General features: G+C 72.7%; 21 protein-coding genes. 10 read left to right on the top strand and 11 right to left on the bottom strand.

The window, feature by feature from the left end:
• Window positions 1-2: 2 nt before the first annotated feature.
• Window positions 3-869 (bottom strand): GNAT family N-acetyltransferase, encoded by an 867-nt coding sequence (locus ACGF5T_RS29455; RefSeq protein ID WP_361018940.1) that lies wholly within the window; start codon window positions 867-869, stop codon window positions 3-5.
• Window positions 870-1,009: 140 nt separating this feature from the next.
• Here ACGF5T_RS29455 and ACGF5T_RS29460 point away from each other — a divergent pair, with 140 nt between their 5' ends.
• The gene (locus ACGF5T_RS29460; protein ID WP_366767843.1) at window positions 1,010-1,777 is read left to right on the top strand and encodes a GntR family transcriptional regulator; all 768 of its coding nucleotides are present in this window, start codon (window positions 1,010-1,012) and stop codon (window positions 1,775-1,777) included.
• Here the strand turns inward: ACGF5T_RS29460 and ACGF5T_RS29465 are convergent.
• The 5 genes from ACGF5T_RS29465 to ACGF5T_RS29485 form a co-directional block, all read right to left on the bottom strand.
• Window positions 1,734-2,669 carry an amidohydrolase family protein gene (locus ACGF5T_RS29465; RefSeq protein ID WP_366767842.1) on the bottom strand — a complete coding sequence of 312 codons (936 nt, stop codon included), beginning with the start codon at window positions 2,667-2,669 and terminating at the stop codon, window positions 1,734-1,736. The genes ACGF5T_RS29460 and ACGF5T_RS29465 overlap by 44 nt on opposite strands.
• A complete protein-coding gene (locus ACGF5T_RS29470; protein ID WP_366767841.1) occupies window positions 2,666-3,697 on the bottom strand; it encodes an aldo/keto reductase in 1,032 nt (343 codons plus the stop codon). The genes ACGF5T_RS29465 and ACGF5T_RS29470 overlap by 4 nt, the downstream gene beginning before the upstream one ends.
• A complete protein-coding gene (locus ACGF5T_RS29475; RefSeq protein ID WP_366767840.1) occupies window positions 3,694-4,449 on the bottom strand; it encodes an SDR family oxidoreductase in 756 nt (251 codons plus the stop codon). The genes ACGF5T_RS29470 and ACGF5T_RS29475 overlap by 4 nt, the downstream gene beginning before the upstream one ends.
• Window positions 4,446-5,804, bottom strand: coding sequence for an enolase C-terminal domain-like protein (locus tag ACGF5T_RS29480; protein WP_356610326.1), 1,359 nt, complete (start codon window positions 5,802-5,804; stop codon window positions 4,446-4,448). The genes ACGF5T_RS29475 and ACGF5T_RS29480 overlap by 4 nt, the downstream gene beginning before the upstream one ends.
• Window positions 5,805-6,013: 209 nt before the next feature.
• On the bottom strand, window positions 6,014-6,199 hold the full coding sequence (locus tag ACGF5T_RS29485; protein WP_366767839.1) for a hypothetical protein: 186 nt from the start codon (window positions 6,197-6,199) through the stop codon (window positions 6,014-6,016).
• 222 nt (window positions 6,200-6,421) lie between these two features.
• Here ACGF5T_RS29485 and ACGF5T_RS29490 point away from each other — a divergent pair, with 222 nt between their 5' ends.
• From ACGF5T_RS29490 to cpt, 9 genes are all read left to right on the top strand, one after another.
• Window positions 6,422-7,951 carry a fused MFS/spermidine synthase gene (locus tag ACGF5T_RS29490; RefSeq protein ID WP_356610328.1) on the top strand — a complete coding sequence of 510 codons (1,530 nt, stop codon included), beginning with the start codon at window positions 6,422-6,424 and terminating at the stop codon, window positions 7,949-7,951.
• A 168-nt stretch (window positions 7,952-8,119) separates the two neighbouring features.
• The gene (locus ACGF5T_RS29495) at window positions 8,120-10,036 is read left to right on the top strand and encodes an ABC transporter ATP-binding protein (protein ID WP_366767838.1); all 1,917 of its coding nucleotides are present in this window, start codon (window positions 8,120-8,122) and stop codon (window positions 10,034-10,036) included.
• A 148-nt stretch (window positions 10,037-10,184) separates the two neighbouring features.
• A complete protein-coding gene (locus ACGF5T_RS29500; protein WP_356610330.1) occupies window positions 10,185-10,457 on the top strand; it encodes a DUF4190 domain-containing protein in 273 nt (90 codons plus the stop codon).
• A 231-nt stretch (window positions 10,458-10,688) separates the two neighbouring features.
• The gene (locus tag ACGF5T_RS29505; RefSeq protein WP_356610331.1) at window positions 10,689-11,447 is read left to right on the top strand and encodes an IclR family transcriptional regulator; all 759 of its coding nucleotides are present in this window, start codon (window positions 10,689-10,691) and stop codon (window positions 11,445-11,447) included.
• A 129-nt stretch (window positions 11,448-11,576) separates the two neighbouring features.
• Complete coding sequence (locus ACGF5T_RS29510) at window positions 11,577-11,933, top strand: STAS domain-containing protein (protein ID WP_366767837.1); 357 nt, start codon at window positions 11,577-11,579, stop codon at window positions 11,931-11,933.
• A 131-nt stretch (window positions 11,934-12,064) separates the two neighbouring features.
• Window positions 12,065-12,868 (top strand): alpha/beta hydrolase, encoded by an 804-nt coding sequence (locus ACGF5T_RS29515; RefSeq protein ID WP_356610333.1) that lies wholly within the window; start codon window positions 12,065-12,067, stop codon window positions 12,866-12,868.
• A complete protein-coding gene (locus ACGF5T_RS29520; protein WP_356610334.1) occupies window positions 12,868-14,154 on the top strand; it encodes a SpoIIE family protein phosphatase in 1,287 nt (428 codons plus the stop codon). Before ACGF5T_RS29515 ends, ACGF5T_RS29520 begins: the two co-directional genes overlap by 1 nt.
• Window positions 14,151-14,489: an STAS domain-containing protein gene (locus ACGF5T_RS29525; RefSeq protein WP_366767836.1), complete on the top strand. Its 339-nt coding sequence runs from the start codon at window positions 14,151-14,153 to the stop codon at window positions 14,487-14,489. The genes ACGF5T_RS29520 and ACGF5T_RS29525 overlap by 4 nt, the downstream gene beginning before the upstream one ends.
• 54 nt (window positions 14,490-14,543) lie before the next feature.
• A complete protein-coding gene (gene cpt, locus ACGF5T_RS29530; protein WP_366767848.1) occupies window positions 14,544-15,074 on the top strand; it encodes a chloramphenicol phosphotransferase CPT in 531 nt (176 codons plus the stop codon).
• 112 nt (window positions 15,075-15,186) lie between these two features.
• Here cpt and ACGF5T_RS29535 read toward each other — a convergent pair whose 3' ends face one another.
• The 5 genes from ACGF5T_RS29535 to ACGF5T_RS29555 form a co-directional block, all read right to left on the bottom strand.
• A complete protein-coding gene (locus ACGF5T_RS29535; RefSeq protein ID WP_356610336.1) occupies window positions 15,187-15,921 on the bottom strand; it encodes a D-Ala-D-Ala carboxypeptidase family metallohydrolase in 735 nt (244 codons plus the stop codon).
• A gap of 133 nt (window positions 15,922-16,054) precedes the next feature.
• The gene (locus ACGF5T_RS29540; protein WP_361018922.1) at window positions 16,055-17,653 is read right to left on the bottom strand and encodes a polyamine aminopropyltransferase; all 1,599 of its coding nucleotides are present in this window, start codon (window positions 17,651-17,653) and stop codon (window positions 16,055-16,057) included.
• Between the two features lie 10 nt (window positions 17,654-17,663).
• A complete protein-coding gene (locus tag ACGF5T_RS29545; RefSeq protein ID WP_356610338.1) occupies window positions 17,664-18,101 on the bottom strand; it encodes a DUF350 domain-containing protein in 438 nt (145 codons plus the stop codon).
• Between the two features lie 56 nt (window positions 18,102-18,157).
• The gene (locus tag ACGF5T_RS29550) at window positions 18,158-18,559 is read right to left on the bottom strand and encodes a DUF4247 domain-containing protein (RefSeq protein ID WP_356610339.1); all 402 of its coding nucleotides are present in this window, start codon (window positions 18,557-18,559) and stop codon (window positions 18,158-18,160) included.
• Window positions 18,556-19,062, bottom strand: coding sequence for a DUF2617 family protein (locus ACGF5T_RS29555; protein WP_366767835.1), 507 nt, complete (start codon window positions 19,060-19,062; stop codon window positions 18,556-18,558). The genes ACGF5T_RS29550 and ACGF5T_RS29555 overlap by 4 nt, the downstream gene beginning before the upstream one ends.
• Between the last annotated feature and the right edge of the window lie 133 nt (window positions 19,063-19,195).

A 19,195-nucleotide genomic window follows, 5' to 3' on the forward strand; every position in this document is an offset into this window, starting at 1 on the left:
CCTCAGGAGAACCGGTACCCGGCGAAGTCGGCGATGCGGACGTACCCGAGGCGCCGGTAGAGGGCGTTGCTGGTCGGGTTGTCGGGGTCGGTGAACAGGACGACGTCCGTCGCGCCCGCGGCCAGCGCGGCCCTGCTCGCCGCGACCGTCACGGCCCCCGCGTAGCCGCGGCCCCTGCGGTGGACCGGGGTGTAGACGGGGTCCACCCGGACCATGCCGCCGACGACCGAGGTCGCGGCCGCCATGGAGACCGGGGTGCCGTCCGGGTCCTCCCAGAAGGTGAAGTGCCGGTCGCCGAAGCGTGAGTCGTCCCAGGAGCCGGCGTCGATCAGGTCGAGGGACCGCTGTTCCCCGACGGCGACGCAGAACTCGCGGCACCAGCCCACGACCTGCTCCCGGTCCTCCCCGCCGGCTGCGCGCCCCCGGCCCTCCGGGTGCGGCCGCGGCGGCGTGAGCGTGCCGAGGCGGTAGAGGTGCGTCCGCCAGAAGGGCACCGCGGAAGCGCCCGTGTGCCGCTGCCACGCGTCGGCGAAGGCACCGGCGGTGTCGTGGTCGGCGATGACGTCGGAAGGGCGGTGACCGAGGGCGGCCAGGTGAGCGCCGAGGGCGTCGGCCTGCTCATGGGACAGGGGGGTGAGGCCCAGGCGACCGCGCGGAGTGCGGTAGAAGACGGCGCGCACCGCGCCGTCCGACTCCAGCAGGCCGAAGACGGGGACGTCGCCGTCGTGGTCGGCCGCTGCGCGCGTGCGCAGCTTCTCGATGTCCGTCAGCGGGGTGTTGTGCAGGGCGGGGCGCGAGCGCAGGAAGCCGCCGGCCCGGGCGAGGAACGCGTCGACGTCCTGGGTGAGGTGCCAGTCATCCGAGATCATGCCTCATGCTCCCGGACGCCCCACGGCCCGGGAACACGTGCTCGCCATTCCCGGGCCGAAGGCCTCCACAGAGCAGCCACGGTGCGCGCCCCCCTCGATAAACTGCCGCCGGGCAGCGCACCGAGTTCAAGGAGACCCCGATGCCGGCACACGACCCGTCCGTCCGCGGCTCCGGCGGCTCCGTCGGCGCGGCCGGGGCGGCGGACGCGGGCGGGAAGGGCTGGGCGGGCGATACGCGTGACCCGGCCGCACCGGCGCCGGTCCGCCAGGTGTTGTCCGACAGCGTGTACGAGGACATCAAGGCCCGGGTGATGGACCACGAGATCGCCCCGGGCGCGCGGGTCGGCATCGAGGCACTGGCCCGTACGCTCAACGTCTCACCGACGCCCGTGCGCGAGGCGCTGGCCCGGCTGGAGGCCGACGGCCTCGTCGTCAAGCGCTCCCTGTCCGGGTACCGGGCGACGGCCCTGCTGACCCGCCGGGGAGTGGAGGAGCTGTTCGAGATGCGGCTGCTCCTGGAACCGCGTGCCGCCGCGCTGGCCGCGCTGCACGCCGACGAAGGGCAACTCGACGCCCTGGAGGAGACGCTGGAGGCCATGCGGGCCCACCCCGGTCCCGGCGGGCCCTACGCGTCGTACCGCGACTTCGCCGCCCTCGACCAGCACTTCCACGAGGTCGTCGCCGGGGCCGCGCGCCGGCCGCTGCTCGCGGACGCGGTGGAGCGACTCCACGCGCACCTGCACATCTTCCGCCTGAACAGCTCCCAGGACGCGGGCGATCCGACCCCGGACGAGCACGAGCGGGTGGTGCGGGCGATCCTGCGCCGCCGGGCCGAACGCGCGGCCGAGGCCATGGCCGAACACCTCACCCGCAGCCTGGAGCGCCAGCTCGGTCGGCTGGAGGGATGACGGGCCCGGCAGGGGTTGTTCCGGGCGTCGCCCGCCCGGCGGGCGCACCGGCCAGGCGGTACACGCGCGTCGCGGTGCCGGACCACACCTCGGCCCGTGCGGCCGGGTCCAGCTCCGCCGTCAGCTCCCGTGCCGAGGCGACGACCTCGCCGTAACGCGCGGCGAGGGTGCACACCGGCCAGTCCGAGCCGAACATGACGCGTCGGGGGCCGAAGGCGTCGAGCACGGTGTCGGCGTACGGCTTGAGGTTGGCGACCGTCCACGAGGCCCGGTCGGCCTCGGTCACCATGCCGGACAGCTTGCACACCGTGTTCGGCAGAGCGGCCAGTTCCCGCACCCGTCGCGCCCAGGGCTCCCGTGTCCCCGAGGCGATCGGCGGCTTGCCGAGATGGTCCAGGACGAAGGTGAGCCCGGGCACGGCGGCGGCCGCGCGGGTCGCCGCGGGCAACTGGTGTGGTCGCACCACCAGGTCGTGGACGAGCCCGGCGGCGGCGACGGCACGCAGGCCGCGCAGGACCTCCGGACGGGTCAGCCAGTCGGGGTCGGGCTCCCCCTGGACCTGGTGGCGGACACCGCGCAGGAAGGCGCCCCCGGGCAGCGAGGCGAGCCGGGCCAGCTCCTCGGCGACACCGGGCGCCGTCAGATCGGTCCAGCCGACGACCGCCGCGATCAGCTCGCTGCCCGCGGCCAGGGCCAGCAACTCCGGTGTCTCCTCCGCCGCGTTCACCGTCTCCACCAGCACGGTGGCCGTCACCCCCGACGCCCGTGCCTCGGCCTCCAGCTCCGCCGGCGCGAAGGACCGGCGCAGCGGCGCGTATTCGGGGCCGTCCAGCCATTCCTGGTCGCGTACGGCGAGGTCCCAGAGGTGGTGGTGGGCGTCGACGACGTTCACGCTTCGCCCCCTGTCGGCACCGGCACGTCGCCGCTCAGCAGCCCCTGGGCGCGCAGGCCGTCCCACAAGGCTCCGGGGACCGGCCCGCGGTACTGCGCGACGGCGTCCCGGACCTGGTCCGCGGAGCGCGCGCCGACGAGCACCGAGGCGACCGAGGGGTGCCCGAAGGGGAACCGCAGCGCGGCGCGACGCAGGGGCACGCCGTGCGCCTCGGTGGCCTCGCGCAGCCGCTCCGCCCGGCGCAGCACCTCACCGGGCGCCGGAGCGTAGTCGTACGTGGCCCCGGGGGCGGGGGCCGCCAGCAGCCCGGAGTTGAACACGCCGCCGACGATCACACTCCGGCCCCTCGCGCCCGCGGCGGGCAGCAGCGCCTCCAGCGCGCCCTGTTCGAGCAGGGTGTAGCGGCCGGCGCAGAGGACGGCGTCCACGTCCGTGTCCGTCAGGAAACGCGTCAGCATCCGGCTCTGGTTCATGCCCGCGCCGATCGCCCGGACCACGCCCTGCGACCGCAGCTCCTCCAGCGCCGGATAGGCCTCCCGGAACGCTTGCTCCTCGTGCCCGTCGGGGTCGTGGAGCAGGACCAGGTCCACGCGGTCCGTCCCGAGGCGGGTGAGACTGTCCTCCAGCGAGCGGCGTACACCGTCGCGGCTGAAGTCCCACCGCCGCCGGTGGGTGGCAGGACCGGCGAAACCGTGCGCCAGGTCGTCGCCGCCTCCGTCGTACGGGTCGAGCACCCTGCCCACCTTGGTGGACAGGGTGTAGCTGTCCCGGTCCTTGGTGCCGAGGACCGCGCCCAGCCGGCGCTCCGACAGGCCGAGGCCGTAGTGGGGGGCGGTGTCGAAGTAGCGGACGCCCGCGTCCCAGGCGGCCTCCACGGTGGCCGCCGCCTCGTCGTCGCCCACCTCCTCGTACAGACCGGCGATCGCGGCGGCGCCGAAACCGAGTGCGGTGACGGGGACCTGAGCGCGGCCCAGGGTCCGAGCCGGCAGCGCGCCCGCCGCGGCACCCCCCGCACCCCCCGCCGTCATCGTCCCTCCGGGCGCATCCGCAGTCCCTGCATGCCGCCGTCCACGGCGAGGGACGTGCCCGTGACACCGGCCGCGGCCGGGCTCGCCAGGTACACGATCGCGGCGGCGACCTCGGCGGCGGAGATCAGGCGGCCCACGGGCTGGCGGGCGTCGAGCGCGGCCCGCTCGGCGGCGGGGTCCGCCGCCCGTTCGAGGAGGCGCCCCACCCACGGGGTGTCCACCGTCCCGGGGTTCACGCAGTTGACGCGGATGCCCTCGCGGACGTGGTCGGCCGCCATGGCGAGGGTGAGCGCCTGCACGGCGCCCTTGCTCGCGCTGTACAGGGCGCGCTGCGGGAGTCCGGCGGTGGCCGCGATCGAGCACGTGTTGACGACGGCCGCGTACGCGGAGGCGCGCAGGTGGGGCAGGGCGGCCCGGGTGGTCCGGACGATGCCGAGGACGTTGACGTCGAGGACCCGGTGCCACTCGGCGTCGTCATTGTCCTCGACCGTGCCCGTGGCCCCGATGCCGGCGTTGTTGACCAGGATGTCGATGCCGCCGAGGGCGTCGGCGGCGGCGGTGACGGCGGCGCGCACGGAGGCGTCGTCGGACACATCGGCGACGTAGCCGCGCAGCGGCCCGCCGACCGGGGACGGGTCGAGGTCGAGCACGGCGACGTCGGCGCCGCGGGCGGCCAGCAGGTCCGCGGTGGCCCGGCCGATGCCGGAGGCGCCGCCGGTCACCAGGGCCGTGCGCCCCGACAGTTCGCTCATGTGCGGAGGTCCTTCCCCTGGCCGGCGAGGTCGGCGGCCCAGAAGGAGCCGTCGGGATAGCGGTACGTGCTGATCGTCTCCGGCCGCATCCGGGACGAGAAGCCGGGCATCGTGGGCGCCGTGTAGTGACCGTCGGAGACGACCGCGGGATCCTCGAAGTGCTCGTGCAGGTGGTCGACGTACTCGATGACCCGGTCGTCGGTCGTGCCGCTCAGGGCGACGAAGTCGAACATCGCCAGGTGGCGCACCAGTTCGCACAGGCCGACGCCGCCCGCGTGCGGGCAGACCGGGACGCCGAACGCGGCGGCGAGCAGCAGTACGGCCAGATTCTCGTTGACGCCGCCCACGCGTGCCGCGTCGATCTGCACCACGTCGATCGCGTCGGCCTGCAGCAGCTGCTTGAAGACGACGCGGTTGTGCACGTGTTCCCCGGTGGCGACCTTGACGGGTGCCACGCCCCGGCGTACGGCCGCGTGGCCGAGGACGTCGTCGGGGCTGGTGGGCTCCTCGATCCAGTACGGATCGCTGTCGGCCAGCGCGTTGGTCCACTCGACGGCCTCACCGATGTTCCACCGCTGGTTGGCGTCGACGGCGATGCGGATGTCCGGGCCGACCGCCGCGCGGGCCGCGCGCAGCCTGCGGACGTCGTCGGCGAGGTCGGCACCCACCTTGAGCTTGATCTGGGTGAAGCCGTCGGCGACGGCCTGCTTCGCCAGTCGCACGAGCTTGTGGTCGGAGTAGCCGAGCCAGCCGGGGGAGGTGGTGTACGCCGGGTACCCGCGGGAGAGCAGCAGCGCCTCGCGGTCGGCGGCGCCCTCCTTGCCCGCGCGGAGCAGCGCGACGGCGTCCGCACGGCTGAGCGCGTCCTCGATGTAGCGGTAGTCCACCTGGTCGGCGAGCCATTCCGGTTCGGCGTCCGAGAGGAGCTTCCACACCGGCCGGCCGGCCCGCCTGGCCGCCAGGTCCCAGACGGCGTTGACGACGGCGCCGACCGCCATGTGCATCACGCCCTTCTCCGGGCCCAGCCAGCGCAGTTGGCTGTCACCGTTCAGGGCCCGGCTCACCACGGCGGGGTCGGCGCACACGGCGTCCACGGACCGACCGACGACGTGCTCGCGCAGCGCGGCGACGGCCGCCGTCTGCACCTCGTTGCCGCGTCCGATGGTGAACGCGAAGGCGTGCCCCTCCAGTGGTCCGCCCGGTCCCGGGGCCGCGTCGGTGCGCAGGACGACGTAGGCGGCCGAGTAGTCGGGGTCGGGGTTCATCGCGTCGGAGCCGTCGAGTTCGCGTGAGGTGGGGAAGCGGATGTCGACGACCTCGACGTCCGTGATGCGCGGCGTGCGGTTGCTGTCCATCGCCCTCTTCACGCGTCCGGTCCGACGCCGACGGTCCCTCGCCTCACCGCCGGGACGCCCCACCGGATCCCATAGGATTCAGTTGTCGTGATGCTCGGTCAGAGTCAGTATTCACGTCAAGGCCTGTGCCAGGATCACCGTCGTCGAGCCCCGGGCGGACGCGGAATCGTATAGGAATGCCGCACCCGGCACGGGGCTCTGCACGGTGCCTACGAAGCGGCGGGGGCGGAGGGCACCGGGGTGCGCGCCGCCCTTCCCGGCAGCCGTGCGGCCAGGGCGACCGCGGTGCGGGCCGCGGGCGGGGTCATGATCCCGGCGACACCGGTCCGGCCGGCGAGGTTGGCGTCGAGACGGCGCCACGCCAGGGGCAGGCGGGTCAGGGCGGTGTGGATCACGCCGGGGTCGCGGGTGGCAGGTCGACGGTCGCCGATCCCGAGGCTCCGCCGCCGGGGCAGCCGGTGCGTGCGAAGTGCCGCAATGGTCCGGCACGGAGGGGCCCTCCGTCGTCATCTCCCCCTGCCGACCGGCCGGTCGGACGGCCGAGCCGCGTCGTCCGCGCTGCCGGCGGCTCACGTTCCGTGACCGCCCCGTGACCGCCTCGTGCGAGGATGTGGCCCGTGACCGCTTCGTCCTCCCTGTCCGCCACCGACGGCGCGCCGCGCAGTCGTGGTCCGGGCCCCCGCACCGCTGCCGGGTTGGTGTTCGGATCCTCGGCCGCCGTGCTCGTGGTCGAGATCGTCGCCCTGCGGCTGCTGGCTCCCTATCTCGGTCTCACCCTCGAGACCAGCACCATGGTGATCGGGATCGCCCTCACCGCGATCGCCCTCGGCTCCTGGCTCGGCGGGCGCCTCGCCGACCAGGTCGATCCACGTCGGCTCATGGGTCCCTGCCTCGGGCTCTCGGGCGTGGTCGTGGCCCTCACCCCCGCGGTGCTGCGCACCACCGCGGAATGGGCGCCGGCGGCGCTGCTGCTGATCGCGTCGCTGACCATCCTCGTGCCGGGCGCCCTGCTGTCCGCGGTGACGCCGATCGTGACCAAGCTGCGTCTGACCAGCCTCGCGGAGACCGGGGCGGTCGTCGGCCGGCTGTCCGGCGTCGGTACGGTCGGTGCCATCGTCGGCACCGTGCTGACCGGCTTCGTCCTCGTGTCGCGCTGGCCGGTCAGCGGCATCCTGATCGGTCTCGGAACCCTGCTGGTGCTCGGCTCGGCGCTGGTCGGGTGGCGCACCCGCGGGTGGAGCGGCACCCCCGCCCTGGCGCTCGTGGTCCTGGCCGGCGGCCTCGCCGCCGTCGTCGCGCCCGGCGGCTGCGACACGGAGACCAAGTACCACTGTGCGCGGGTCGTCGCCGATCCCGGCCGGGACGGCGGACGCACCCTCGTGCTGGACGGCGTGCGGCACTCCTACGTCGACCTCGACGACCCGACCTACCTGAAGTTCGCGTACGTGCGCGCCTTCGCCGCGGTGGTCGACGCCGCGTTCCCCGAGGAGGAGCCGCTCGTCGCCCACCACTTGGGCGGGGGTGGGCTCACCTTCCCCCGGTACCTCGCGGCCGCGCGGCCCGGAACGCGGAGCCTGGTGTCCGAGATCGACGGCGGGGTCGTGCGCGTCAACCGCGAGCTGCTCGGTGCGCAGCCGCAGGCCGGTATCGACGTGCGCACCGAGGACGGCAGGCTCGGCCTGCGGCGACTGGACACCGGCAGCCGTGACCTCGTCGTCGGGGACGCCTTCGGGGGCGTCAGCGTGCCGTGGCACCTCACCACGGTGGAGGCGATGACGGACGTCCGGCGGGTGCTCGACGAGGACGGCCTGTACGTCGCCAACCTGATCGACCACGGCGACATGGCCTTCGCCCGCGCCGAAGCGGCCACCCTGGACGCGACCTTCGACCACGTCGCCCTCGTGGGCGAACCGGCCGACATCGGCCTGGACCCGACCGTCACGCCCGACGGGGGCAACCTGGTGCTCCTCGCCTCCGGCCGGCCGCTCGACCCGCGCGCGGTGCGGGAGGCGCTGGACGCCCGGCGGACCGGGTGGAAGATCGTCACCGGCGGTGCCCTCAGCGCCTGGACCGGCGACGCCCGACCGCTCACCGACGACCACGCGCCTGTCGACCAGCTTCTCCAGCCCATCGGTTCGGGCAAGTGAGCGGCGGAGGACGCCGAACCCGACAGCGCACGGGTCCCGAACCCCGTCGGGCGTGCGAGGGTTCTCCCGGGCGCCACGGGTGTCCGATTGTCGCCCGTCCGCGGTAAATGCCTGGACTGCCGTCGTCACGCGACGGGAGACTTCTGACTCCCCACCCTCGGGAGTGTGATGGCGACGAAAGACACCCAAAGGCCGACGCCGGGCAGGAGCGCGGTGGTTCTCGCGCTGCGCCACTACGGCATGGAACTGCTGCGACAACGACGAACGGCACTGCCCGCCCTGCTGCTTCCGGCCGTCGGCAACATCGGCATCCGCTACGTCGCCCCCCTGCTCGTCGCCAAACTGGCGGGCCAGGCCGCCGACGGCGGTATCACCCTCGCCTCGGCGCTGCCGTACGTCCTCGGGTTCGGTGCCGTGCTGCTGCTCGCCGAGGCCGTGTGGCGCATCGGGCAGCACTGCCTGAACCGCGTCGACGCCTGTGGCGCGGAACACCTGTACGTGCTCGGCATGGACGAACTCCTCGCCAAGGACGCGGCGTTCTTCCACGACAACTTCGCCGGCTCCCTGACGAAACGGGTGCTGAGCTTCGGCAGGCGCTTCGAGGACTTCGTCGACACCCTGACGTACCGGATCATCGGCAGCCTCGTGCCCCTGGTCTTCGGCGCCGTCGTGCTCTGGCACTACGAACCGCTGCTCGTCGTCGGCCTGCTCCTGATGATCGCACTGACGGTGGTGGCCGCCGCGCCGCTCATCCGCCGCCGGCAGGCCCTCGTCAACGAGCGCGAGGTGGCGGTCGCCCGGGTCTCCGGACACGTCGCCGACAGTCTCGTGAACATGGAGACCATCCGGGCGTTCGCGGCCGAGCGCCGGGAGGCCGACGAACACCGCAGCCGCGTCGCGGAATCGCGGCGCCTGACGCTGAAGTCGTGGGACTACGGCAACCTGCGCGTCGACACGCTGGTCGCCCCCATGTCCGTGCTGACGAACGTGCTGGGTCTCCTGGTGGCCATCGCCTTCGCCGGGTCGGGCCAGGGAGTGGAGGGGATCGTCGTCGCCTTCACCTACTACTCCAACGCGACCCAGATCATGTTCGAGTTCAACCAGATCTACCGGCGTCTGGAGAGCTCGATGACCGAGGCCGCGCAGTTCACCGAGCTGCTGCTGGCACCTCCCACCGTGCTGGACCCGGCCGACCCCGAACCCCTCGCACCGGGCGACGCCGGCCTCCGCTTCGAGGCGGTGACCTTCGCGCACGCCGGAGCGAAACCGATCTTCCGGGGCCTGGACCTGGACGTTCCCGGCGGCGCACGGGTCGGGCTCGTCGGCAGGTCCGGCGGCGGCAAGACGACCCTCACCCGGCTCCTGCTGAGGATGGCGGACATCGACGCCGGCCGCATCCTGATCGGCGGCCAGGACATCAGCCGGCTCCGCCAGGCCGAGCTGCGCTCACTGATCGCCTACGTGCCGCAGGAACCGGCGATGTTCCACCGCACCCTGCGGGACAACATCGCCTTCGCCCGGCCCGGCGCCACCGACCGGGAGATCCACGCCGCCGCCGCGGCCGCGCACGTCACCGAGTTCGCGGAGCAGCTCCCGGAGGGCTTCGCCACGCTGGTGGGGGAGCGGGGGGTGAAGCTGTCCGGCGGCCAGCGCCAACGGGTCGCACTGGCCAGGGCACTGCTGCGGGACGCCCCGGTCCTGCTGCTCGACGAGGCGACCAGCGCGCTGGACTCGGAGAGCGAGCTCCTCGTCCAGGACGCTCTGTGGCGGCTGATGGAGGGACGTACGGCCCTCGTCGTCGCCCACCGGCTGAGCACCGTGGCCGGCATGGACCGGCTGGTCGTGCTCGACCACGGCAGCGTCGTCGAGCAGGGCACCCACGCGGAACTGCTCGCCTCGGCGGGGGCCTACGCCAAGCTGTGGCAGCACCAGTCGGGCGGCTTCCTCGGCGAGAGCGCCGACCCGGAACCGGACGAGGTCCCGCCCATGGGCGGAGTCGTCGGCCTGCCGGCACCGCTCGGGCCGCCGCCCGGCACCGGCCGCCCCCTGGCACGCCGGGCCGGCTCCGGTCCCGGAGCGGTGTGACCGGACGGTCCGCACCGGCGCCGGGCAACTCCCGTCCGCACGGATGTATTTGACGTTCACCCGGACAGGCATGAACCGGCCAGGACGGGCAACCAGGAGGGAACCGAAGGAGCAAAGGAAACCAACCGCATCAGTTGGGGAGAAAACGATGTCGTCCTACAGCCGAACGAGCGCGCACAAGACGAGCCGTACGAGCGGACTGGCCATCGCGGGACTGGTCTGCGGCATCGTCGGCCTGTTCCTGCTGCCGATCATCCTGGGCCCGCTGGCCATCATCTTCGGCGCCGTCGCGCTGCGTCAGACCGGCTCCATGATGGCGAAGTGGGCCATCGGCCTCGGAGTGGTCGACATCATCCTCATGATCGTCATGTTCACCGTGGCGGCCAACAACGGCGGTAGCTTCACCTGGAACGTGGGCTGACCCAGGCCCCTCCGGCCGCACCCACGTCCCGCACCCGCCCCGGTGCCGCCCCGCCCGCCAGACCGACCTCGCCCGGCCCCGCGCCCGGCCCGGATCGGGAGGCGGCGCGGGCGGGCCGGGGCGGACGCGCGTGCCGTGCGGGGGACTCTGATCCCGTGCCTCATCCCGACCTCCGCCCCGGTACCCGCCGCCGGACTTGCGGGCGGCGGTGCGCGCGAGCAGGGTGGAGAGATGGGTGGCAAGGACGGCCCCACGCTCATCTCGTCGGTCCAGCGAGCCTTCCGGCTCATGGAAGCCGTGGGTGCGCACGAGGGCGGCGTCCCGGCCAAGCAGCTGGCACGCGAGACCGGGCTGGCGCCGGCCACCACCTACCACCTCCTGCGCACGATGGTGCACGACGGCTACGTGCGCAAACTCGACGACGGCACGTTCGTCCTCGGCGAGAAACTGGGCGCGCTGCACGGAGGGAGCCGCGAGCAGGCGGCCCTCAGCAGGGTCCGTCCGACCCTCACGGAGCTGCGCGACGGACTGTCGGCCGCGGCCTACCTGACCTTCTACGAGGACGGTGAGATCCGGGTCGCGGAGATCGTGGACGGCCCGAAGGCCCCCCGCGTGGACCTGTGGGTCGGCTTCGAGGACGCGGGACACGCCACGGCGCTGGGAAAGTGCGTGCTGCGCGACCTGGACGCGGAGGCCCGCGCCGACTACCTCTCCCGTCACGCGCTCAACGATCTCACCCCGCGCACCATCACCTACCGCGCGGAACTGCTCCGACGCCTCGACGCCGCGGCACAGGCGCCCGCCGTCACCGATGTCGAGGAGTACGCCCTCGGCACCGCGTGCGTGGCGGTGCCCGTCCGCCAGGGCGACACCATCGGCGCGCTCGGCATATCGGTGCGGGCCGGACGCACCGACCGCCTCGAAGCCGCCGTGACGCGGCTGGTCGCGACCGCGGAGCGCGTGTCCCGCGGACTCTCGCTCACCATCTGAAAACGGCGCCCTTGTGACCGGGCCCACGAGACTTGTCTCCTGGAGGGAACGGATGCAGCCGGCGATGTGAGGGACAGATACGTGTGTGAGCAGGGCCTCGTAGGATCGTACGGATCGGTCGGAAGCCGCGTGACGAACGGCTGGACCGTCGTCGACGCCAGCGGCGAGATCGACATCGCCTTCGCCCCCGTCGTGCGGGCCGCGGTGGTCCGGCTGCTGGCCGACGGCCATCGCCACTTCGTCCTGGACCTGTGCGGTGCCCCGTTCCTGGACTCGGCCGGGCTCGGCATGATCGTCGCGGTCACCAAGCACATCCGGGCCCGTCACGGCTCGCTGCGCATCGCCTGTGGCGACGAGCGGCGGCTGCGCGTCTTCTCCCTCGGCGGGCTGCGCTCCGTCTACTCCTTCCACGACTCCGTGGACCGGGCCACCGCCCAGCCCGCCGGAGCCGAGGAGCTCGCCGACTGGCCCCGCCCGTGTCACTGACCTCCGCGCCGTCCGCGCCACCGCGTCGAGCCCCTCGGGCCGTGTGCGGGATGCGTGCGAAGGAGGCGGGGATGACGTGGGGTAACACGAGCCCGTGCGGGTAGGCGCTCGGGACCTGAGAGAGTGGGCGTATGGATATCGATCGCAGGAACAATGTCACGGTCACCGGTAACCCCGAGGGACGCACGGTGGTCCTGGCGCACGGATTCGGCTGCGATCAGAACATGTGGCGGCTGACGGTGCCCGCCCTGGCGCGCGACTACCGCGTGGTGCTCTTCGACTACGTGGGCTCGGGCCGCTCGGACCTGACCGCGTTCTCCGAGGACCGCTACGCGACGCTGGACGGCTACGCACGGGACGTGGTGGAGGTCTGCGAGGCGCTCGACCTGCGGGACGCCGTGTTCGTGGGGCACTCGGTGAGCGCGATGGTCGGCGTACTGGCGGCCGCGATGGTGCCGGAGCGGATCGGGGCGCTGGTCATGGTCGCGCCGTCCCCCCGCTACGTGGACGACGGGGATTACCGGGGCGGCTTCAGCGCCGAGGACATCGACGAGCTGCTGGCGTCCCTGGAGTCGAACTATCTGGGCTGGTCGGCCGCCATGGCACCGGTGATCATGGGCAACGGGGACCGGCCCGAGCTGGGTGAGGAGCTGAAGAACAGCTTCTGCGCCACCGACCCGGACATGGCACGTGTCTTCGCCCGCACCACGTTCCTGTCGGACTCGCGGGACGACCTGAAGGCCGTGACGGTGCCGACGCTGGTGCTGGAGTGCACCCAGGACGCCATCGCTCCGCGCGAGGTCGGCGCCTTCGTCCACCAAGCGATCCCGGGCTCGGAGCTGGTCACCCTGGACGCCACCGGGCACTGCCCGCACCTGTCCGCCCCGGAGGCGACCAACGAGGCGATCGTCGAGTTCCTCGAGCGTCTCCAGTGATGTGCCGCACGGACCAGCAACCCGACCCGTACGACCGCGAGAACCCGGACGCGGCGGGTGCGGTGTTCGCGTCGTTGCTGGAGGACAGCGCCGAGGAGCTGTACGAGAGCGCGCCGTGCGGGTACCTGTCCACGCTGATGGACGGCGTCATCGCCAAGATCAACAGCACGCTGCTGGACTGGCTGGGACTGGAGCGGGAGCAGGTCGTGGGCCGGATGCGGTTCACGGACCTGCTGACCGTCGGCGGCAAGCTCTACCACGAGACGCACTTCGCGCCGCTGCTGCGTATGCAGGGGGAGATCAGCGGGGTGGCGCTGGAGCTGAAGCAGACCGGCGGCGGCCGCATACCCGTCTTCGTCTCCTCCGCCGTCAAGTACGGCGGCACCGGCGAGCCCCTGCTGATCCGCACCACCGTCTTCGACGCCCGGGACCGCCGGGCCTACGAGCAGGAGCTCCTGCGGGCCCGCAAGGCGGCGGAGGAGGCACACAAGGAGGCGGAGGCCGATCGCGCCCGGCTGCAGGACGCGCTCGCCGTGCTCCAGGAGTCGCTGCTGCCGGCCACCCTGCCGCCCGTACCCGGTGTGGAGGCGGCCGCGCACTACCGCACCGCCTCGCCCGACCGGCTCGGCGGTGACTTCTACGACCTCTTCCCCCTCGACGGCAAGCGCTTCGCCTTCTTCCTCGGCGACGTGTGCGGAAAGGGGCCCCAGGCCGCCGCGGTCACGTCCCTGACCCGCTACACCCTGCGCGCCGCCGCTGTGCACGACCCGGACCCCGTCTCCGCCCTGACGACGCTCAACCAGGTCCTGCACGAGCGCTACACCGGCGGTGACCCGCGCTACTGCACCGTCGTCTTCGGCGTCCTCGAACCCGATCCCGCCACCGGTCAGGTCGGCGTCCACATCGGCTCCGGAGGGCATCCCCCCGCCCTCGTCCTGCGTGCGGACGGGACGGCGGACTTCCTGCCCACCCCCGGCGGCCTCCTCGTGGGCGTGCTGCCGACCGCCACCTTCGTCACCGCCACGACCGTCCTCGGTCCCGGGGACTCCCTCGTGCTGTACACCGACGGCCTGACCGAGGCCCGCACCGGCGAAGACCGCAACAGCCTCTTCGGGGACGAGGCCCTGCTCGACTTCGCCGCCGGCCACGCCGGCGAGTCCCCGCAGGCCGTCCTGCACGCCCTGACCGGCCTGCTGGACAGTTTCGGCGACGGCCTCGACGACGACACCGCCCTCCTCACCCTGGGTGTCCCCGCCCCCGCCCCGCAGACCCGAGTCACCGAATGAGCCCAGTGAAGATCACCACCCGAGAAGCTCCGGCCGGGCCCGTGCTGTCGATCTTCGGCGACCTCGACTACGCCACCGCCGGCCGGCTGCGGGAACTGCTCACCACGCTCACCCTCCGGCCGGGCCAGCTCCTGGTCCTGGATCTGGCCGGCATGGAGTTCTGCGACTCCAGCGGAATCACCGCCCTGATCGTCGCCCGCAACCACGCCCGGGCCGCCCGGGCCGACGTCGCACTGGCCGCCGTCCCCGACCACACCCTCCGCGTGCTGCGCATGGTCGGCCTCGACCAGGTCTTCGGGCTCCTCCCCGACAGCGACGCGGCCTCGCGGCACTGACCGGTCCGATACCCCGTAGCGCGGCCCGTCCCAGGCCTCTACTCTGGCGCCGTGATGACGCAGGTGATCGTTCTCAACGGTGGCTCCAGCTCGGGGAAGTCCGGGATCATCCGGTGCCTGCAGGCGGTCCTGCCGGCTCCCTGGCTCGCCCTGGGCACGGACACGCTGGTCGAGGCGATGCCCGCCTCCATGCAGACGTCGGACGGCGGGATCGAGTTCGCGGCCGACGGCTCGGTGCTCGTCGGTCCGGCCTTCCGGACCATGGAACGGGCATGGATCGAAGGTGTCGCAGCCATGGCCCTAGCCGGCGCCCGGGTCATCGTCGACGAGGTCTTCCTCGGCGGCGCGGACTCCCAGCGCCGGTGGCAGGACGCCCTGGGCGGACTGGGCGTGCTGTGGGTCGGTGTCCGCTGCGACGCCGCGGTGGCCGCGGGACGTGAGGTCGCACGAGGCGATCGGACCGTGGGCATGGCGGCCTCCCAGGCGGAAGCGGTCCACCGGGGCGTGAGCTACGACCTGGAAGTGGACACCACGCACACCGAGGCGATGGAGTGCGCGCGGACCATCGCCGCCCGGGTCGGGTGATCGACAGTCGGCGGCCCCGACGCAGGGTCCTGGGGCCCGGTGCGCACGAGGGCAGGCGCCCGGCACAGGTCCTGTGCCGAGCGCCTGCCCGCCCCTGCCGGTCCTGGCCGGTTCAGATGCCGCAGGTGGGCGCCGACCAGTAGGGCGACGGGTCGAAGGCCACGTGGGTGTGGTCGTTGTGGCCGGGGTAGCCCGGGCCGAGGATCTCGGAGAAGCCGTGGGTCCTGGACTGCTGGGCGAGCCGGCACAGGGACGGCGAGCCGACCAGGTCGGCCGCGTCGCCGTACAGGTGACGGCTGGTGGCGGACCCGCCGACCGCGTTGTTGCACGCGCGGGAACGGAAGCCGCTGGAGACGGTGAGGGGCACATCGCCCAGGGCGTGCCGCATCGCCTCCAGCTTCCACATGGTCTTCAGCGCGTTCGACTTGGCGGTGGCCGCGGAGACCGCGCCGCCGGACCAGTCGGAGTTGCACTTGTTGAGTTCGGCGTAGGTGAAGTGGACGGGTGTGCAGTCGGCGTCCTGCAGGGAGTAGATCTTGTTGAAGGTCGCGGATCCGGCGACCCCGTCCGCACTCAAGCCGTACGCGGCCTGGAACTTCTTCACCGCGGCGACCGTCCGCGCTCCGTACTGGCCGTCGTAGGAGAGTCGTTCACCGGAGGTCACCCACCCGGCTACGCGGATCTGGAGCTGGGTCACGTCGCTGCCCGAGGACCCTTGGGAGAGGGTGCGGTTCCACGTGTAGCAGGAGTCGGCGTGCGCGGTGCCGGCGGTGGCGCCCACGCCGACCACCGCACCGGACGTGAGCATGACAAGAGAGAGAAGCAGGCGTGACACGCGTCTGATCATCCCGGCCTCCCGACCGTTGAGACGACAACAACCGAAGCCCAGCGTGGGGCAACGAGCTACGCGCGTCAACGGCGCCGCCGGGAAAGGAGATCCCCGTCCCGGCGGCCGGCCGTGACCACCGCCGCCGGCGGGTTCAGTAGTTGCGCCACTCGTCCAGGACGTACTCGAGGACCGCGGGGTCCATCAGGGTGCTCGGCCGTACGTCGGCGCGACGGCGGTCGACGGGGAACACGGTCGCCGCGCGCAGGACCGCGTCGTCCAGGTAGCGCAGCTTCGGGACGTCCGCGGCGAGCCTCAGCGGCGGGGGAGCGGTGCCGTCGGCGGCGAGCACGAAGCCCCAGTTGCCGAAGCTCGGCACGTCGACCTGGAACTCCGTCGTCGCGTATCCCGCCGCCTCGATCGTCTTCGCGATCGACCAGTACGTCTTCGGGGCGAAGAACGGCGATCCGCTCTGCACCATGACCTTGCCCTGCGGCTCCAGGACCCGGCCGAGCAGATGGTAGAACTCCACCGAGTACAGCTTCGCCAGCGACGCCGAGTCCGGGTCGGGGAAGTCGATGACCACCGAGTCGTACCGCTGTCGCGCGTCCCGCAGCCAGGTGAAGGCGTCGGCGTTGACCACCTCGACCCGCGGGTCCTCCAGCGCGTCGCCGTTCAGCTCGCGCAAGGGCTCGTAGGTCCGGGCCAACCGGGTCATGGCGGGGTCCAGTTCGACCAGGGTGACGTGCTCGACGTCGTCGTAGCGCAGCACCTCGCGCAGCGCGAGCCCGTCGCCCCCGCCCATGATCAGTACGTGGGAGCGGCGGCCCGACAACGCGGGGTGGACCAGCGACTCGTGGTACCGGTACTCGTCGACCGAGCTGAACTGGAGGTCGCCGTTGAGGAAGAGCCGCAGGTCGGGGTCGCCGGTGAAAGCGGTGGCGCGGGTGATCACGATGTCCTGGTACTGCGTGGTCTCGGAGTGCACGATGGGGTCGGCGTACATGTGCTGCCGTGCCGTGACCTCCAGGTCGTCCGCCAGTACGTACGCGGTGCCGAGCACGGCGAGCACCGCGGTGACACCGGCCAGCAGGCAGGCCCGCACCGCGCGACGGGTCTCGCGCCGGAAGATGAACACCACGACGATGACGCCGGCGACGGCGTTGACCGCGCCGACCACCAGCGCGCCCTTCAGCTGGCCGAAGGTCGGGAGCAGGAGCAGGGGGAAGCACAGGCCGCCCACGAGGGCGCCGATGTAGTCGACGGCGAACATGTCGGCGACGGCGCTGCTCGCCTCCTGCCGGCGGATCCGCTGGAGCAGGGTCATCAGCAGCGGGATCTCGGCGCCGATCAGCAGGCCGATCACCAGGGACACCAGGATCATCGCGGGCATGTAGAGCTGGAGCCAGGCGAAGGCCGCGTACAGCCCGAGGACGGACAGGCCGCCGATCAGGGCCAGGGCCCCCTCCAGCACCGCGAACGCGACGACGGCGTGGTCGCGGAACGGCTTCGCGGCCAGGGAGCCCAGGCCCATGGCGCAGACCATCACGGAGATGACCACGGAGGTCTGCAGCACCGAGTTGCCGATGAGGTAACTGCCCAGCGCGGTCAGGGCCAGTTCGTAGACGAGGCCGCAGGCCGCGCAGAGGAAGACGGCGAGCAGCAGGAGGAACCGAGCCCCCCGGGTCGGACGGCCGGCCGGGGGGCTCTGAGGCGTCGCGGTGTCGCGGTCGCCGAGGGCGGTGGAGCTCATGGGCGCGGTCCTAGGAGAGGGCCGCGCCGACCATGAAGGCGGTGCCCAGATACATGCCGGCCTGGACCCAGGCGGCGGGGTGCGGGCGGTCGTCGCCGTCCTCGAGGGCGACGGCGCCCATCTGACCCGGAGTGAGCATGCCGATCACGATGCCGACCAGCGTCATCACCAGGACGCCTGCCAGGCCGTAGAGGAGCGTGCTGAGCAGCCCCTGGCCCAGTCCCCTCTCCGACTCGCTCGCCCGGATCGCCTCCATGATGACCAGACCCACCGCGACGGACTGGCTGCCCAGCAGCACGGCCGCCCCGCGGTTGCGATCCCGCCACACCACGTGGAAGAGCTTGCCGGGGGTGACGAGGTCGAGGGCGACGAAGCCGACGGCCATCACGGCGAGGCCCACGACCCCGTAGAGCAGGGCCTGGCCGGCCGACTCGAATATCTCGGTCACTGGGTTGCCTTTCTGGGGGCGTTGTCAGGGTGGGGAGGCGGTGGCGCGCGCCGGTGTCACTTGCCTTCGCCGGGGCCGCCGCCGCGGTAGCTCTGGCTGTTCGGGTTCGGCCAGTTGACGAGGTGCTGCTGGTGACGCCGGTAGCCGTTGCGGTAGTCCTCGATCTCGATGAGGCTGCCGCCCCGGTACGGCGAGACGGTCACCATGTCGTCGCCGTAGCGCAGGAAACGCTTGCCGCCCCCGGAGGACCGGTCGAGGGCCTTGCGGTGCTTGTGGATGGCGTCGGAGACCCGGGACGGGGAACTGTCCTTGTCGATCCACCGGGACCCGCTGACGGTGTAGGTGTCGCGGATCCAGGAGCGGGGGACGCCGTCGTCCCCGTCGCTCGAGCAGGCCGAGAGCAGGAGCGCGACCAGCGTGGCCGCCACCGCTCCGCGGACGAGTCGGGCGCTGTTCATCGGGCCTCCAGCCGGGTGTGGGTCGATACGATGTGCCCGTCCTGCGGATAGGTGTGCCAGGTGCGCCACGCCAGTCCGGCAGGGGACGGCTCGGCGGACGCCTCGACGACCACCGCCGTCACCGCCTCGGGCGAACCGGGGAAGACTCCGCACAGGCTGTGCTCGGCGTCGGCGACCCGGTCGAGGATCCCCGCCACCCGCGCGCTGAACTCGTCGGGGCCCAGGCGGGCGGTGGTGGCGCCGAAGCCGTAGGACCAGCCGGCCAGCTGCCGGGTGTGCCGGGCGGGCAGCCCCCGCACGGCCCGTGGCAGACAGGCCACCGTCTCCCGCACCGGCCCGGCGAAGACCTGGTGCGAGGCACCGAGCAGTCTCATGCGTACGGCCAGTCCCCCCACGAGCACCTCATGTTCGGCCAGCGCGGGCCGTTCGGTCAGGTCCAGCGAGAAGCAGAGCTGGTCCGCGGCCGTGTCCAGATAGGGAGCTTGCAGAGATACAGCGTGCACGCGGCGCGGCCCCCCGGTCCGATATTGCTATGAGCGGCGCTGAGTATGGCACATGAGGGCCAGGGGCCGGTCGGTGGGGCCCTCACGATGTGCGCCCGGCGGGCGTACATCGCGCCCGGGGAGGGAGCAGGCC

Source organism: Streptomyces sp. NPDC047853, from assembly GCF_043204535.1.
GTDB lineage: Bacteria > Actinomycetota > Actinomycetes > Streptomycetales > Streptomycetaceae > Streptomyces.